The 17177-nt window shown below is 69.6% G+C and carries 11 protein-coding genes and 1 pseudogene; 2 read left to right on the forward strand and 10 right to left on the reverse strand.

Going from position 1 to position 17177, the window contains the following annotated elements; all coding sequences use genetic code 11:
* Positions 1-1067: 1067 nt before the first annotated feature.
* Entirely contained in the window at positions 1068-1724 is a 657-nt protein-coding gene (locus ACZ5TL_RS17125; protein ID WP_468590584.1) for a hypothetical protein, read from the reverse strand.
* Between the two features lie 177 nt (positions 1725-1901).
* On the reverse strand, positions 1902-5642 hold the full coding sequence (locus tag ACZ5TL_RS17130) for an nSTAND1 domain-containing NTPase (protein ID WP_468590585.1): 3741 nt from the start codon (positions 5640-5642) through the stop codon (positions 1902-1904).
* Between the two features lie 244 nt (positions 5643-5886).
* On the opposite strand from ACZ5TL_RS17130, the gene ACZ5TL_RS17135 reads away from it, so the two are divergent.
* Positions 5887-6813: a ribosome-inactivating family protein gene (locus ACZ5TL_RS17135; RefSeq protein ID WP_468590586.1), complete on the forward strand. Its 927-nt coding sequence runs from the start codon at positions 5887-5889 to the stop codon at positions 6811-6813.
* A gap of 557 nt (positions 6814-7370) precedes the next feature.
* Here ACZ5TL_RS17135 and ACZ5TL_RS17140 read toward each other — a convergent pair.
* The 7 genes and pseudogenes from ACZ5TL_RS17140 to ACZ5TL_RS17170 form a co-directional block, all read right to left on the reverse strand.
* Entirely contained in the window at positions 7371-7904 is a 534-nt protein-coding gene (locus tag ACZ5TL_RS17140; RefSeq protein ID WP_468590587.1) for an FAD-dependent oxidoreductase, read from the reverse strand.
* A pseudogene (locus ACZ5TL_RS17145) lies at positions 7897-8170 on the reverse strand (transposase); the annotation flags it as partial. The gene ACZ5TL_RS17140 and the pseudogene ACZ5TL_RS17145, both read right to left, overlap by 8 nt.
* Positions 8171-8390: 220 nt before the next feature.
* Complete coding sequence (locus tag ACZ5TL_RS17150) at positions 8391-9125, reverse strand: SDR family NAD(P)-dependent oxidoreductase (protein ID WP_468590588.1); 735 nt, start codon at positions 9123-9125, stop codon at positions 8391-8393.
* 72 nt (positions 9126-9197) lie between these two features.
* On the reverse strand, positions 9198-10307 hold the full coding sequence (locus tag ACZ5TL_RS17155) for an alanine racemase (RefSeq protein ID WP_468590589.1): 1110 nt from the start codon (positions 10305-10307) through the stop codon (positions 9198-9200).
* Positions 10308-10427: 120 nt separating this feature from the next.
* Positions 10428-10901: a RidA family protein gene (locus ACZ5TL_RS17160; protein ID WP_468590590.1), complete on the reverse strand. Its 474-nt coding sequence runs from the start codon at positions 10899-10901 to the stop codon at positions 10428-10430.
* 687 nt (positions 10902-11588) lie between these two features.
* Positions 11589-12275: a GntR family transcriptional regulator gene (locus ACZ5TL_RS17165; protein WP_468590591.1), complete on the reverse strand. Its 687-nt coding sequence runs from the start codon at positions 12273-12275 to the stop codon at positions 11589-11591.
* A 656-nt stretch (positions 12276-12931) separates the two neighbouring features.
* Positions 12932-13612, reverse strand: a complete 681-nt coding sequence (locus ACZ5TL_RS17170) for a haloacid dehalogenase type II (RefSeq protein WP_468590592.1) — start codon at positions 13610-13612, stop codon at positions 12932-12934.
* A gap of 189 nt (positions 13613-13801) precedes the next feature.
* On the opposite strand from ACZ5TL_RS17170, the gene ACZ5TL_RS17175 reads away from it, so the two are divergent.
* Positions 13802-15079 (forward strand): NAD(P)/FAD-dependent oxidoreductase, encoded by a 1278-nt coding sequence (locus ACZ5TL_RS17175; RefSeq protein WP_468590593.1) that lies wholly within the window; start codon positions 13802-13804, stop codon positions 15077-15079.
* 290 nt (positions 15080-15369) lie between these two features.
* On the opposite strand, the gene ACZ5TL_RS17180 is transcribed toward ACZ5TL_RS17175, so the two are convergent.
* Positions 15370-17064, reverse strand: coding sequence for a PucR family transcriptional regulator (locus ACZ5TL_RS17180; protein WP_468590594.1), 1695 nt, complete (start codon positions 17062-17064; stop codon positions 15370-15372).
* Positions 17065-17177: the final 113 nt, after the last annotated feature.

Genomic DNA, 17177 nt, shown 5'->3' on the forward strand with positions numbered 1-17177 from the left:
CAGCAAGGGTGACCCCTCTTCGTGGAGGGCCCGGCTCGTTGAGTTCTGGGCGAGGACGAAGCCGAGGGTGAGGAGCTTCTGGGCCTCGACGCCGTAGGAGATCAGGCGCCCGTTCCACGGTGAGGCGTCGAGCTGGGAGTGACCCGACTCGGCGTCGATGCGGTAGGGGTAGACGAGCTGGTGGGTGCGGGTGAACTCGGGGATCTGTTGAAGGTGCTCGGCGCGGTGGAATCCGCGTTCCTCGTCGCTTTCGCCGGGCGGGCGTTCACCGGCACGGCTGGTGGTGGCGACGGCGAAGCGGTGGGTATGGGACCCGCGGTGGCAGGGGATTTCCAGGACGTGGTACCAGCGGTAGGTGCGGGTGCCTCGTCTTCCCAGCCTTCCGAAGCCTCAGCGTCCAGCCCTGCTCACCGACCTGATCACCACCGAGGCAGGAATCATGCACCCGATCTACCGGCAGCCGGCCGACCATGCCGGCCATCACCTGCCATAGCAGGCCTATAGCGTGTGGACCGGCACCGTCAAGATCCTTCACGGCCGCTACCGCAACCCAAAGTGGCCGTCTGGTCGGCGTTCCGCTCAGTCCGCAGCACGGCGTTCGTCGTCCAGATGGGACATGGCGAAGCCGCCTTCCTCGGGGTGGTGGGCCAGGCGCGCCATCACCCACGCGGTCCTGGCGTCCATCCCTTCACCGAAGTCGGCGTCCAGACGCCGGGCCTGCCGTGTCGTGCGCGGGGCGAGCACTCACCGCACCAGCGGGAACCGGACCCGGCCGGTGCCGACGGTCGTCCGGCCTGCTTCGTCGGGTAAGTCCTCGAGAGCGCGGTCATTGGGTGTTCGGGCCAGCGACGACCGCGAGTTTGGCGACGGGGACGTCACTGTGGCGGCCGCAAGGCCAGAGATCACCGAAGTGGGCGTCGCCCTGGTAGTCCAACGGTGCTAGTAGTCCAACGGCGCCAGTAGTCCAACGGCGAGGCACTGGGATCGAGTTCGCGAGCGTGCGCCGTATCACCGGAGCGTAGTCGCCCGAGTCCGCTCCGGTGATGTGAATCACGAAGCCGGCCGGGTCAGCACTTCCAGGTCGCCCAGTACCACTTGCCCTTCATCGAGCCGTCCGAGTTCACCACCGGCGTGGCGATCCGGACACCCGTGGTGCCCTTGCCGGGGTAGTACCAGAAGTAGTGGCCGTGCTTGCGCTTGCCGTAGTGGACCTCCAGCCACCCCTGGGATTTCCGCCAGTACGGCGCGAACCAGTACCCGCCCGCCATACGGGGCGGGATGACGCCCTTGAGCGTGGTGCCGGCGCTGGTGGTCCTGCCGACCTCCCACTTCTCCGTCTGCGACAGGCTGGCGGACATGCCCCCTTCGAGCACGTCCGAGAAGCCGGCCTTGACCTCCACCTTCGTCTCCTGCTGGAAGGAGTACGAGGTTCTGCGGTCGGTCCTGAAGGCGAGGTCGAAGCCCAGGTCCCTGCTGCCCGCACAGTTGTACACCGGGTTGCCGACCTGACGCCGCTTGCCCAGCTGGGTCCAGGCGTTGACCTCGTGGTACTGGCACAGGTCGGCCTTGCCGTTGTTGCAGTCCCAGATCACGTCGGGTTTGTCGTCACCCCAGCCAGGGCTGGTGTTGGCGCTGGCCGTGCCCGTGGAGAGGGGGATCAGTGCCAGGGCGAGGGCCGATGTCAGCACGGCCGTCCGGCGGCGGCCGGTCTTCCGGATCTTCATGGGTGGTTCTCCCGTCGATTCCTCGACCCGCTGGTCGGGTCGGCCACTGCCCCGGCCGAGGGGGGAGTCGGACCGGGGCAGCGACGGGTCGATCGTCAGGCCCGGGGGGGTTGATCGGCCAGCCTTTCCATCAGGTCAATCAATCGCCTCTGACCAGGGAAATCAACGCCGGACGGCTCAGTCGCCGCACACCTCGCGGTACGGCACGTCACGCACGTACGTCCGCCACTGCGCCCGAGTGAGGTCGCCGCCGCCCGCTCGCGCGCACACCGACTCGACGGCCTCCGACGGGCGGATCGTGTAGCGCTGGAGGGGTACGTGCGCGCTCCCCGCGTACACCGTGGAGCTGTCCTTGGCGAATGCCACCGTGTCGATCGCCTCGCCCGGTGTCGTCAGCGGACCGCCGATCGGCTGCTGCGTGGCGATGTCCCACAGCTGGAGAGTCCCTGCCTCGCCGCCCACCGCCAGCGTGCTGCCGTCAGGGCTGACGGCGAGGGCGCTGACGGCCTCCGAGGTGTCGCCGAGGAGTGAGTCGGAGAGGCCCTCCGGGAGTGGGGGGAAGACGCTCCGCAGGACTCCCGCCCGCCTGCGCAGCGTCCCGTCCCACAGCGCCACCCGGCCCGTCTGGTCCCCCGCCGCCAGCCGCGAACCGTCGGGGGAGAAGGCGAGGGCGCCGAGCTCTTCGCCCTGGACGAGGTCCTGTCCGGCGACCTTGCCGCCGGGCAGGACCGCCGAACGGTTGTCGCCGGCCAGGAGCCCGCCGTCGGGGCGGACGGCGAGGTGGTGGCTGGACAGCGCCGGGAGGACCGCCGTCCTGCGGTGGTGCGCGGTGTCCCAGACCTCGTTGCTCAGCGTGCCTTCGGCCAGGGTGCGGGCGGCGTAGAGCCTGCGGGCGTCCGGGCCCAGGGCGAGCGTGATCACCGCCCCGTCCGGCCCGCCCGGCGCCAGATCCACCGTCGTGCGGGCCCGTCCCCGCGTGACGTCCCAGATCGTGATGCGCTGCGCGGACGCCTCGCTGCTCGGAGCCGAGACGCCGTACGCGAGCGACGTGCCGTCGGGGCCGAAGGCCAGGAGGGCAAGGGTCTGTTCGGCGTCCACCGGCCGGGAGGGGTCGCGGGAGACGGGGAGCGGCGGGGACGGCAGCGTCCGCAGCAGCCGCCCGTCGCGGGTGTCGCGCAGTTCGAAGCCGTAGCGGTCGCCGGTGCGCCGGGCGGTGGCGACGGTACGGCCGTCCGGGCTGATCAGCACCCTGTCCAGTGGCCGGTCCTGCCAGGCGGAGGTCACGGCCGTCGCGACGTCCAGCGAGTGCACCGTGCCGCCCTCCAGATACCGCAGCACCGGGTGGGCCGGGTCCCAGGCCAGAGCGCCGTACAGATGCTGGTTGTTGAGGGAGTGCCGGAACACCGGGGCGTCGACGCCCAGCCGCCACACCCTGAGCTCCTCCCCGTCGGCGGTCGCCAGGAAGTTCCCGTCCTTGCTGAAGGCGGCCAGCTTCACCCCCGCGTCGTGCAGGTCGGCCAGCTGCCGCCCCGTCCGGACGTCGAAGACGCGCACGCCGGTGCCGTTCACGGCGGCGAGCCGCTTCCCGTCGCCGAGCACCAGCTGTGCCCGCTCGTCGCCGCAGACCTCGCCGCCATGCTCCCAGCGCCCGGGCACCGTGCGCCCGCTTCGCAGGTCCCGCACCCGCAGCCCGTCATCGGCATGGCAGAACGCGACCAGTCGGCCGTCCGCGCTGGGGGCCACGGTCGCCGACTGCGTCTCGAACAGCAGCCTGCCGTCCGCGTTCGAACGCACCTGCGCCCGGAAGTCGTCCAGGCCGCTCACGGCGTAGCTGCTCCCGGCGAAGTCCACGAGGGACGACGCCGGAAGCCGGTCACCGCTCCACCGTCCGGCGGCCGTGTCCCACAGCCGTACGCCGTCGTCCGCGTGGACCGCCAGCAGCCGGCCGTCCGGACTCGCCCCGAGCACCAGCCCGCCCACCGGCACCCGTCCCGAGGCGATCCGCCGGTGCCGTGCCACGTCCCAGGTCCGCCAGGTACGGCCCTCGACGCTGAGCAACGTGCGACCCGAGTCCGTCAGGTAGCGGGAGGCGCTGTCGCCCGGCGCGTGATCGCTGAAGGTGTCCAGTTCCTGCTGGCCAAGTGAGCCCAGCAGGGCCCGCCGGGTCTCCGGCAGGCGGGCCACCCGCCACGCGGCGACGCCCAGGAGCTGCGCGACGCGAGGTTCGGTCGTGCGCAGGGCGTCCGCGACGTCGGCGATCCGGCGGGCCGTGTCGTCGGTGCGCCGGTGCTGGTTGTCCCGGCGCTGCGTCCAGGCGGCCAGACCGGCGACCAGCGCCACCACGAGGACGGCCGACAGCACGCCCACCGCGGCCCGCGCCCGGCGTGTGGAGCGGGCGGCGGCCCGGGCTTCCGCATCGCGGACGTCGAGCGTGGCGGTGAGGAACGCCCGTTCCGCCGCGGTCAGTGCGGGGTCCCGCTCGTGGTCGGGGAACAGCTCCTCCGCGCGGGCCAGCCGGGTGCCCCGGTACAGGGCGCCGGGGTCGCGGTCGTGCTCGAGCCACGTGCGGGCGGCGTCGGTCAGTTTCCGGTGGTGGCGCAGCCGCTCGCGGTCCTCCTCGATCCAGCCGTGCAGCCGGGGCCAGGACGTGAGCAGGGCCTCGTGGGTGAGGTGGACGGCTTCCTCGTCGACGGTCAGCAGGCGGGCGCCGGACAGCCGCTCCACCACCGGCGGCACGTCGGGGTCCCCCCACTCCTCCAGTTCGGACCGGGAGAGCGGGCGGCGGGTGTCGGGGGTGCCCTGTCCGGGTTCGACGAGCCGCAGCAGCAGGCGGCGGGCGGTGTGGGCCTGTGCCGCCGACAGCTGCCCGTACACCTCCTCGGCGCTGGCCGCGATCGCACCGCGCACTCCACCGACCGCCTCGTACGCGGTCAGCGTCAGCATCCTGCCCTTGCGGCGGCGCCAGGTCTCCAGCAGGGCGTGCGACAGCATCGGCAGTCCGCCGGGCTCGTCGAGCACCTCCTCGACGAGCCGCGCGGTCAGCTCCCGCTCGACCAGGAGCCCGACCGCCTGCGCGGGCTTGACCACCGCCTTCCGCAGCTCGTCCGCGGTCATCGGGCCGACCAGCAGTCCGGCGCCGCGCAGGGCGTCCGCCAGGTCGCGGTGCTCTGCGCAGCGGGCGTAGAAGTCGGCGCGTACGGCGATGAGCACCCGGAGTCGGTTGTCCGGCTTCCGGGCGGCCAGCAGCAGGTCGATGAACCGTGCCCGCTCCTCCCTGTCCCGGCAGAGGGTGAAGACCTCCTCGAACTGGTCCACCACCACCCAGCTCTCCGGCTCGTCCTGCGCCGGGGCCAGCAGGCGGCCGTACTCGGAGGCGGGCCGGGGCCCCGGGGTGAGGATCCGCAGGACTGCCGGGGAACCCAGCTCCAGGATCTTCTCCCGCAGGCGGGGGATGAGTCCGGCCCGCAGCAGCGAGGACTTCCCGCTGCCGGACGCGCCGAACACCACCGCGAAACGGTGCTCGCACACCAGCTCCTGCAACTCCTCCACCAGCCGGTCCCGGCCGAAGAACAGCGCCCGGTCGTCGGGCTCGAACCGCGCCAGTCCGCGATACGGCGGCGCCGCGTCCTCGTCGTCCTCGCGTGTGGTGCCCGCGGCCTCCGCCTGAGCCGCCTTCCACCGGGACTCCCACTCGGCCGGGTCTCCTCCACAGGCCCGCACATACCCCTGGACGACGGCGAGCGACGGCAGCCGTTCGCCGGCCGCGGCCTGGGACAACGTCGTGGCCGAGCACCCCGCCGTCCTGGCCATGGCCCGGTAGGACGGGCCACCGGCCGTCCGGCGCAGCTCCCGGAGCTCGTGCGCGAGCCGCGGCACGGGGCCGGCCGTCGGGTCCAGCGGTCTTTCCGGGCGCCCCATGCGCATACCTCCGTACAACCAGGCGAAAGCGACATTGAGTGTGATGAACACACAAGCCGTCCGGCAGCGCCCAGGTTGCCCACGGGCGGCGTGCAGGTGTTGCGGCATGTGATGTCAATCAATCCCCTTTCGCCCCCAGGATTGATTGACCTGACAAAAGGGACGTGCCAATCAAGGTTCCGGTTGCGAACGTCGGTGGGGAAAGGCCGGTATCCGGCACACCCAGCACGGGGAGAACAACGCAATGTCCCGATTCCAGGTCCTCCGCAGGCTTCGTACCTCGGCCGTCGTGCCGGCGGCACTCGTCGGCGCCCTGGCCGTCACCGGCATCAGCGGACTCACCGAGACGCACCACACATCGCTCGGGCAGGAAGCCCAGCTGGTCAGCGACTCCATACCGACCGACGGTAAGAGCTACGACCTGACGACCGGCGTCCACTCGGACCTCGCCCGCCGGTACGACGCCCTCATCAACGACATCCGCGGCCGGGTCGGGGGCACCCAGCTCTACGGCAACATCATTCTCGCCCGGAACCAGGACGACTACTTCCCGGTCACCCTGGCCATGGGCCGCAGCCAGGTCACCCTGGTGTTCAACGCGAGGAACCTGTACATCGTCGGCTGGCGCAACCACGAAACGAACACGTACTACCGGTTGGGCCACGGGCCCGCGACCATCGCCGGGGCCAGGGTGCGCAACCTGAACTGGCTCAACTACAACAACATGGAGGGGGCCGCAGGCAACATCAGCCGGGGCAGCCTGGGCATCTCCCTGGGCACCATCCAGGGCTCGATCAGCGACCTGGGCGGCCAGCACTACACGGCGGCCGGCCGCGACCAGGCACGGGCCCTGCTGATCCTCACCCAGGCCTTCGCGGAAGGTGCCCGCGCCGACTTCATCTCCTACCGCGTCAGCCAGGCGATCAGGGGCGGCCACAGCTACTACCCCGGAGAGTCGTCGACGATCAGCAGCAACGGGTCGAACTCGGGCGGAAGCATGATCGACGTGACGGGCCTGGACTTCGAGAACGACTGGAGCGACCTCTCCAGGGCCGCCCAGAACGCGCTCCACAACCACGCCGCCCCCCGTTTCCGCATCGGGAACGGTTACCTCACGACGCTGTCGGCCATCGACGCCCAGCTGGCCGTGGCTCTGAACCACAAGTTCTGAGGCCACCGCGACGAGCAACCCCGGCGGGACACTTCCCCAACCCGCCGGGGCACCAAAGGAAAGTCGTCACCTGCTGATCACTCCGGACACCACTGGACCAGAGGGATGCGCGAGATCTCGCGCGCCTCCCGCACTTCCCTGCGGCGCCCCGGCGGGCATCGTCCCCCGCAGCCGTCTTGGCCTGGTGCGCCAGGACCGGACGCTCGCCAGTCCTGGTGCCTACGCACTACAGGCCGACCCGGGCCGGGGCGGGCTTGACCGGGAGTGTGGTGACCTGAGCTGCAGCCGGGCTGTCCCGCCGTCGGCGGCGGGCCGCGGACCGCCTGCGGAACGAGAGTCCGGCAATGGCCGCCTCGGCGCCCCTGAGAGGCGCCGGAGCGAATGAAAGCGACGGGCATGGGAGCGGGAGGCTCAACCATGGCGCCGCTGTGCGGCCAAGAGGCGTGGGCGGGAGGGAGGCTGACGGCCTGTGACCTGCGGCGATGCCGACGGCGATCCCAGATCGCTCGAAGCTCTGGAAGACCCCGGCCGAGGTCTTCGAGGAGCAGCTACGCTCACTACAGCAGCCCGGTGTTGCAACGACCGGTTGAACTCGCCGAGTGGCCGTAGCGCTTGCGGGCCTCGGCGGTGCTGATGGTGATGCCCTGGGTGCACATGCTGCCGTTGCGCCCGGAGGCGCCCGAGCCGACCTTGTCCTTTTCCACGAGGACGACCCGGGCACCCTTGCGGGCGGTGTGGTAGGCGGTGGACAGGCCGGTGAGGCCGCCGCTGATGACCACCACGTCCGCCTCGTCGGGCAGGCCCTTCCCGGAACGGTCGGGCAGGGCGGGGGCTGTGTCCATCCAGTAGGGGATCTGCTTCATGGCGTGCGTCCTGTCGTGTTCTCTGTCCTGTGTGGCCGGGTCGCGTGCGGTCGGCAGCCGAGCGGCGCCGGCGGGCCCGTATGTCGGGCAACTGGTCGTCATGCGGTCGTAGCCGCAGTGCTGGGCGCCGCCTCTTCCGGAGTCGACGATCACCCGGGCTGTGCCGAGGGCGGCAAGGCCGCCTGCTCCGCGCAGAAGCGCTCTACGGCCGATCATGGAATCACTCATGGCAGTACTCCTCATCTAGGGACGCGTGGGACCGAACAGTGCAGGGGCTTTGCCTCGCAGGTGCGGGGGGATCGTGCAGGGCGGCGAACGCGGACAGGAACCTCGCCCGCTTGCGTTGCCGGTCGCCGCTCTGGGCGCGTGTTCGCCGTGGATCGAAGTCCCCGACGACCTTGTTGTCGGGGCGACGCCGGCTGGAAGGCCAGGTGAGCGGCGGTGGGGAAGGCGGAGCCGTCGCAGATGGTGACCAGCAGGGTGGCGGTGGTCCTCAGTACGATGTGTCGCGGTGGCGTCGGTGTGGCCGGGGTGGCGCGGATGCGGTCCTCGGCACGGGCGCACTGTGGGTGGCGCAGTTCGAGTGCGGCGATCGGGGCATGCACTCGACTCGTGGTCGTCGGTCCTGCTGCAATCGGCGGTCGCCGGAGGCAGAAGGCGAGACGGAGAGCAGGTCGTTCAGCCCCATGCTGGGGGCGATGCCCAACAGGGTGTTCAGAAAGCGGTGTACCCACCGTCGACGGGGAGGACCGATCCGGTCACGTACGACGACTCCGTTGATGCGAAGAAGAGGACCGCGTCGGCGACCTCTTCGGGAGTGGCGAGGCGCTGGAGCGGGATCTGCGTCTCGCGCTCGCGGCGGTAGGCCTCGGGGTCGGAGCTGCGTCGGAACGAAGCTTCGATGGTCGGGGTGGCGGTCAGACCTGGAGCGACGACGTTGACGCGGATGTTGCGCGGCGCCCATTCGATCGCCGCGCCCTTGGCGAGCATGATGAGGCCTCCCTTGGCGGCGGAGTACAGGACTTCACCGGGCTTGCCGACCATGCCGAGCCGTGAACTGACGCAGACGAACGAGCCTCCTGTCTCGGGTATCAGCGGCGCGAAGTGCTTCATCACCAGGAACGCGCTGAGCAGGTTGCTGTCGAGCACGTTCTTCGCGTCGTCGTAGGCCATCTCGGTGAGCGGACCGCTGGCCTGCAGGCCGTGGTTGAGGACGACGACATCGACGGTGCCGAGGGACTCGGCGGCCTGCTTGGCCAGGTGCTCGACGAACGCCTCGTCATTGAGGTCCCCAGGAACATACAGGTCGTCGGGCTGAGCAGTGTCGAGTTGCTTCCTGCGGCCGGTGAGCAGCAGCCGCGCGCCCTCGCGGCGGAAGTGGGAACTCACTGCCTCCCCGATTCCACTGCTGGCGCCGGTCACCAGGGCCGCGACGTTCTTGAGTCTCATGTCAGGCACTCCTGTACGGGGGAGGTCGGTCGGGTTGCGGGCTCGGGTACGAGAGTCTCGTCCCGGTGCCGGTCAGTTGAGGAATCCGCGGGCGTCGACCGGCCACCGCCGCAGCGACGTGCCCGTGCTGTCGGTGACGATCAGTTCCTCGAAATTGATGACGACCGGGCATACGTGGTTCGGCACGACCGGTACGACGGTGCCGACGCTGGGGCGGAACTCGCCGTCCGGCAGCGGAAGGAATCCGTGGTACTCGTTGAGCTTGGCCAGGACCGCCTTCGTGCCGGCGATGCCGCCGTAGCCGAGCTCGGGGCTGCCTTCGCGGCTGAGGGCTTTGGTGCCCACATCGAGGATGACCTGGCCGGGGACCCAGTCGCTGACCACGGTGCCGGCGACGAACAGTGCGATCTGGTCGTCCGTGCAGGAGCCCAGCCGGGCGTTGTTCAGATCGCCGAAGATGTACTCGCCGGGACGGATCTCGGTGATCACGGTGCTGCTGGTGGAGAACTCGACGGTGGGCGTGGAGCCGGCGCTGACCACCTCTGCGGTTACCCTGACGTCGGCGAGGCTGCGTACCGCGGTGGTGAGCGCGGCTTCCTGGTCCTGCGCGGCGCGCCGGCGAGCGTCGCGACCGGCGCTGCCGTGACCGGGATAGGTGAAGACGCCCACCGGCACCAGACCGCGTTTGCGGGCGGCGAGCGTGAGGCCGCCCGCAGCCTCGGGTGGCGCCCCGGAACGACGGGCGCCGCAGTCGACCTCGATCACGACCTGCAGCCGGTCCGGTTCGTCTCCCATCGCGTCGGCGAGAGCCTCGATCGCCGCGGCGTTGTCGACACCGACCCGCAGCCGGGCGGACTCGGCGAGCCGGCGGATCCGGGCCCCTTTCGTTCCCGCGGGCCAGATCGGGTAGGCGAGAAAGATGTCGTCGAATCCGGCCGCGGCGAAGACCTCGGCCTCACCGATGTTCCCCGCGGTGATTCCGACCGCGCCGGCCTCGATCTGGCGCCGTCCGATCTCCACACACTTGTGCGTCTTGACGTGCGGCCGGACGTCGAGGTTGTGCTGGGCGGCGAAGCCCTGCATGCGGTCGATGTTGTCTTGCATGACGTCGACCAGCACGATCGGCGCGGGGGTGTCGACCCGCTCGACCAGAGCGTCGAGTGCTCGTTGGAGCCGGTTCACACTGCCCTCCTTGTGGTTCTGCCTGGGAATGATCGAGGGGCGCGGTGCTGACTTCCCCGGATGCCGAACGTGCACGGCCCGCGACATCGCGCGCTCGCGTACACCGCCGTCGCGTCCGCCCTACACCGCGGTGCAGACCATCTGGATCTCGACCGGACTGTTGAGCGGCAGCCCGGCGACACCGATCGCGGTGCGCGCGTGCCGTCCGTTCTCGCCCAGCACCTCGATGAGCAGCTCACTGGCCGCGTTGGCGACCCGCGACTGCAGACCGAAGTCCGGCGTACTGGCCACGAAGACCAGCATCTGCACGATCCGGATCCGGTCCAGATCTCCCACCGCCTGCACAGCGGCGGCGAGTGCGCTGAGCGCGGCATGGCGCGCGAGCTCCCGCGCCGTCTCCAGCTCGACGTCCCGGCCGACAATGCCCTGACCCAGCAGCTCACCGTCCTTGTACGGCAGTTGGCCCGAGATGTGGATGCTGGAGCCCACCGTCCGGTGGTCCACGTAGTACGGGTTACTGGCGAGGACGGGCAGGTCCAGACCCAAGGCCTTAAGCCGATCGGAAGCCGAGCCGGTGTTCACTGCCGAAGTCACGGGCCCGCTCACTGCGCCACCGCCGTGGACGGCGCGGGGCGTACACCCTCGCAGCCGGCCACGAGAACCCGCTTCGCATGAATCTTGATCATCTGTACTCGGTTCTCCTCTCGAGTAGCAGTGGCGGAGAAGTGCCGCATGATGGCTTAAAATCGCCACCGTATTGTCGTTTGTCGACCATATGAGGCCCATCGAGCACTGTCAATACACACTTCGGCTTCGAGCGCGACCTGGAACACCGCGTGTGGCCCGATCCGCCGTTGCTGGAAGCGACGGTCGACGCCGTGACCCGGCTCACCGGTCTCATGCGGTTCGGCGCGGACGAGTATGTGCAGCACACCTGTCCGCATCACGATCGCTGACGGCGGCGGGACCTCGAGCGGTTGACAGGGATGGTCGACCTCACCCACGACGAGATCCCATGCCCCAAGGGCGGCCTGACCTGCTGCCCGGTTGTTCCGGCAAGGCCTACAGCGACTGGCTGATGACGCGTCGCCTTGCGGCTTCAGGAATCCTGCCGACCAAGGCACCCGGCGACAACTGCCTCCGGTGTTCGGGCCGGCGGTCTGGCCGACCGCATACCGGTGCTTCGCCCAGGGGCCGATGCCAAGGACACTGCTGGGTTGATCTTGATCCTGACTTCACGGTGGCGAGCCGGCTTGGACACTTCACGCAGGCGGCATGGCCTCATGCGTGCCGGGGCGCGCCTTCCCCTTGATCTCCCGTCTGGGCTCGCAGCCCCCTGGGGAAATGGGCAGCCAGTTCCTGGCGGAACGCGTCGGCGTCGCCTTCCAGGGCAACCGCGGCCAACTTCTCGTGCTCGACGACCAATTGATGCGGGTCGTCGCTGTAAGTGCGGTGATCGGCACTGAGGTGGAGGCGCAGCTTGGTCTCCCAGCCCTTCCAGAGACTCTGCAGGACGCCGTGCTCCGAGAGGTCGTAGAAGAGCCCGTGGAAGCGAAGGTGCGCGTCGATGCTGGCCGGAATGTCGTCCTTCTCCATTGCCCGGCGGAGATCCTCGACGGTTTGCAGCAACCGCGGCCGCTCAGGACCGCGCAGCGCTTCGGCCGAGAGCTCGGCGGCGTACGGCTCGACACGTAGCCGCACTGAGTCGATCTCGGCGACCTCACGAGCGCTCACCTCTACGACGAACGCCCCACGGTAGGGGATCTTGACGACGAGCCCCTCCTCCTCCAGCTTGGTCAGCGCCTCGCGCAGCGGGGACCGGCTGATACCGAGATCCGCGGCGATGTGTGCCTCACGCAGCTGGCCACCAGGAGGTACGGTCCCGTCGAGGATGGCAGCACGCAGTGTGCGGTAGACACCGTCCGGCGTCGTCATCCGCTGCTCCTGCCACTCGAACTTGTGGTCCACCCCGTCGCCCTCCCTTGCCCGCTGTCGACCACTTGGTCGTTTGTCGACTATACCTCCGCTGATCTGCATCGACACGTCAAGTTGGCTATCTGCGCCCCAGGTCGGCGTCTCGGAGGTGCATGTGGACCGGCAACAGGGTGCAGCCGGCCATGCAGGCGCCGTGGTTGGGGCGGTACCGGACCAAGGCGGCCCTGCTGGGACGCGTCCAGCAGAGCCGACGTGGTTGACCGGGCCGCGGCGGAATCGGATCCGGTAGAACTCGCAGCAGCACGGTGCGTTGAATCCGTTCATGGACTCCGTTGCACCGTGGAGGCCGGGGCGGGATCTGGTGAGGGACGATCCTCCACTCGGCGACCCGCGCATTGAACGCCTTGTGGGGTGAGCGCGGCGGTCCGTGGCTCAGGGTGTCCCGGATGTGCGGCGCGGCACCCGCGCCTCCGCACGCCAACTGTTCGCCTTCTTCGTCCAGTCGTACCAGGTCTTGCGGGAGACGCCGGGCTTCTGGCAGATCGGTGACGTTTTGGATCCTGGCGGCGTGCTCGATCACCCGCACCGGCGGTCGTGCACCACCTCCCCGTGGGTCACGGGATGGCCTTCTTCTCTGTATCTCAGCGATCCGGAGACTGCCTCCCGTGACCCGCAACCGCACGTGGGCGTCAGGGGCGGGGCAGGCCGAAGAGGACCGGGAGGTCGGCGATGTCGGTGATCCGCTTGTAGCCGAGCCAGTGTTCGTCCTGCTCGAAGCCGCGGTCGACGTACACCTTGTTCTTGATGCCCAGGTTGGCCGCGGAGCGCAGGTCATACATCGGGCTCGCGGAAACGTGCACGATCTCGTCGGGTGTCACGCCGAGCTTGTCGAACGTGTACTCGAACGCACGGAGTCGTGGCTTGTAGACGCCCATCTCCTCGGCGCTGATGACGACCTCGAACGGGGCCTTGAGGTTCTCCGCGAGGCGCACGGCGTGTGCGGTGTCGCTGTTCGTGATGATGACCAGCGGGACTTCCTCGGCCAGGCGGTTCAGTGCCTCGGTGACACCGGGGTACGGGCCCCAGGTGGGGATGATCTCGTACACCGCTCGCGCGTCGTCCTCGCGGTACTCGAGACCGACCCTGCGCGAGGCGCGTTCCATGGAACGCGCGACGACCTGGTGGAACGGCTGGTACGCGCCCGTGCACTCGTCGATCCGGTACGCCTTGCAGATCCGCAGGTACTCGTCGGCGACCTCGGCCGGCAGCCGGTCGCCCAGGACCTCACGCATCGCGTCGTTGATGCTGAACTTGATCAGCGTCCCGTTCATGTCGAACGTGACGAACTTCGGCTTGCTCTCGAACTCCATGGGTCTCTCCAGTTGCCGATCGAAGGAGCCAGGCACTGTCGCTTGTCGATTGTCGACGATAAGGTTATTGTCGACAACTGTCAACAGGCCCGAACTTCCCTCAGGCCCACTCTGCGGAACCCTCGAAAGGGCCTGACCCACGCGCCGCGCGTTCACAACGGACGGCACTGGCAGGAGAGAGCAAGCGACATGAAGTTCACCCCTTACTGGCTCGACACCGCTCCCCAGGGTCCGGACCGATCCCTGACCGAGATCGGTGGGCGCGTCGACGTGGCGATCATCGGTGCCGGCCTGACCGGCCTCTCGACGGCACTGCATCTGGCGCGCAAGGGCGCCAACGTGCACGTCTTCGAGAAGGACACGGTCGGATTCGGGGCATCGGGCCGCAACGGAGGCATGGCCACCACGGGCCTGTCGATCGGGTTCCGGCAGGCGGTTGCCCGCTACGGGTTCGATACCGCGAAGGCGTACCTGATGACCTACCACGACGCGGTCGACACCATCGAGAAGCTCGTCGCCGAAGAGGGGATCAACTGCGACTTCGCCCGCACGGGCAAGCTGGTCCTGGCCTCCAAGCCGGCCCACGTCGACGGTCTGCGCAAGACCCACGAGATCATGTCCGGCCGCCTCGGAATCGAGACCGGGCTGATCCCCAAGAGCGAGCTCCACACCGAGATCGGCTCCGACCGCTTCCACGGCGGGCTGTCCGACACCAAGAGCGCTGGGCTGCACGTCGGCAAGTTCACCAAGGGCCTCGCCGAGGCGGCCGCGCGGCTCGGCGTCACCCTTCACGAGAAGGCACCGGTCGAGAAGGTCGAGCGGCTGGGCGGCACGCGGCACGAGCTGGTCACTGCGCGCGGGACCGTCCGGGCCGACCAGGTGCTTGTCGCGACCAGCGGCTACACCCGCAGGCCGTTCCGCTGGCATCAGGTCAGGCTCGCGCCCGTCGGCAGCTTCATCATCGTGACCGAGCCGCTCGGCAAGGACGTCTGCGACACGCTGCTGCCCAACCGGCGGATGGCGTCGAATACCTTGAACCTGTTGAACTACTTCCGGATCACTCCGGACCACCGGCTGCTGTTCGGTGGCCGCGCCCGGTTCGCCCTGCCCGACCAGCAGTCGGACGCGAAGAGCGGGCGCATCCTGCACAAGGCGATGACCGAGACCTTCCCGCAGCTCACGAACACGCGCGTCGACTACTGCTGGGGCGGCCTGGTCGACATGAGCATGGACCGCATGGTGCACGCGGGCGAGCAGGACGGGCTGTTCTACTCGCTCGGCTACTCCGGCCACGGCGTGCAGATGGCCACCTACATGGGCAAGCAGATGGCCGAGTACATGAACGGGACGCCGTCCGCCAACCCCTGGCGGGACCTGCCCTTCCGACGGATCCCGGGCCACTTCGGCCCGCCCTGGTTCCTGCCCTTCGCGGGCGCCTACTACAAGTTCAAGGACCTCATCAAGTAGGCGTGAAACAGAGATGCTGAGCAGATGGGCGGTGGACGTATGACCCCCCTCGCATCACTGGTTGTACGTCTCGCCGGATCGCCCCCGGTCTGTGGGTGGAGACCTGCCCGGGGATTGACAGGCCCGTGCGCTACGACGCCACCGACTACCGTCTTCGGTCGGGCCGTTCACCCATCCCGTGCGACTCCCCTGTCCAACGGCGCCGAATGCGCTGATACATCGAGTGACGCTTGTGACGCCCGCTCTGATGGCCTGTCAGGCGCAGGAAAGGGCACCGACCGGCACGGACCTCAGCGGACCCGCAGGACGTCGAGGGCCGTGAGTGCCACGTGCAGTTCGGTGCGCTGTTCGCCGGACTCGAGGTCGCAGTCGAGGATCCGCTCGATGGCGCGCAGACGTTGGTAGACGGTCTCGCGGGACAGACCGCCGGAGCGGGCGGCCACCGTCTTGTTGCCTGCCGCGTCCAGGTAGTGGCGCAGGGTGGTCAGCAGGTCCGTGCCGTGGCGGGCGTCGTGGTCGGCGAGTCGGCCGAGCCGGCGTTCGGAGTAGTCCTGGATCCGGGTGTCGTCGCGGAGGGCGAAGAGAAGGCGACGCAGGCCGATATCGGATCGTTCGTGGTAAGAGCGGTCCGGCGGGAGCGGCTGGCCGGGCTCGGTGGCTTCGGCGACGCGGGTCGCCTCACGGAAGGAGCGGGCGACGGCAGGGAGGTCTGCCGCCTCGCTGCCCGTGCTCACCGTTGTCCCGGGAACCAGGTCGAGTGCAATGCGGCTCAGGTGCTCGACGACGGGTGGCCACGGTTGCTCGGGGCGCAGGGACAGGAGGATGCCGAGGCGGGTCGGTGCGAGGAGGCCGACGAGGGCCTGCGTTCCCTTCTTCTTCAGCTCCTCGGAGAGGAGTTCCTCGGCATTGGTCGTGTCGTCCTCGCATGGGACGTCTGCGAGTACGGCGATGAAGCGGGAGTCCGCCGTGGGCAAACCCAGCGCGGCGATCCGGGCCTCGGCGTCGGCGGGCGAGCGGTGGCGCTGTTCGACGAGGTCGCGCAGCACGCCGCGGTGTGCTGCGCGTTCCCACGGCGTGGGGTGGGTGAGACGGGCGATGGTGAGGGCCATCGCGGTTCTCTCCAGGACCGTGACGGCTTCCGGACCGAACGGGCCGAAGGCCGAGTGAGGGGCCGGGCCGGGTGGGGGCGGGAGCATGGCCACCCTGCCCCAGCGTTCGCCCTGGTACTCGACGGGCGCCACGAGCCAGCCCTCGGGGCCGGAGACGGTGGTGTGGTCGGCGGGCGGTGTCGCTCGGGAGCGCTGTTCCCAGGAGGTGAGCGCTGCCTCGGCCGTGTCACCGGAAGGCTCGCAGACGAGTGCCTGGTGGACCAGGTTTTCCAGTACGACGGTGTGGCCGCTCATCTCGGCGGCGGCGCGTACGACGTCCTCGGGCCCGGCGCCGCGCAGGGTGAGGGCGGTGAACGCCTCGTGGACGCGCTGGGTCCGCCGCATCACCTCGGCCTGGTTGCCGAGGATGAACGCGTGGACGACCTGGGTGACCTCCAGGAAGTTGACGTCCTTGGCCAGGGTGACGAGGGGCAGGCCGCGGGCCTCGCAGGCGTGGACCAGGGCGTCGGGCGGGCGGTGGTAGCGGCGGACCAGCTCGATGACCAGGGCCGCCGCGCCGATGTCGGCGAGTTCGTCGACGTAACGGCGTACGCCCGCCGACTCCTCGGGCAGAGGCATCCCGGTGGTCAGGACGAGTTCGCCGCCCTTCAGGAAGGAGGCGGGGTCGGTCAGTTCGGTGATGTGGACCCAGCGGACCGGACGGTCGAGCCGGGGCAAGCCGGTGACGACCCGGGGCTGTCCGGCGGCCAGGACGGGAAGGGCCAGTACGTCGGCCACGGTGAGCGGGCGGCCGGCGGTGTTCACCTCGCGGCCCGGCACGCAGGCGTCGGGGCCGTCGGCGCCCGGCCCTGGAGCCGTGGGGTGGTTCTCGCTCACGGTGCCTCCATGGGGGGTCCCGGCTCCGGTGAAGGCACAGAGCTCGGGGAAGTGCCCCGTCACTCTGACAAGCGTCGCTGACCTGCGCAAGAGCCCGGAGACGGCAGCTACGA

It is taken from the genome of Streptomyces sp. NPDC033136 (assembly GCF_055578235.1).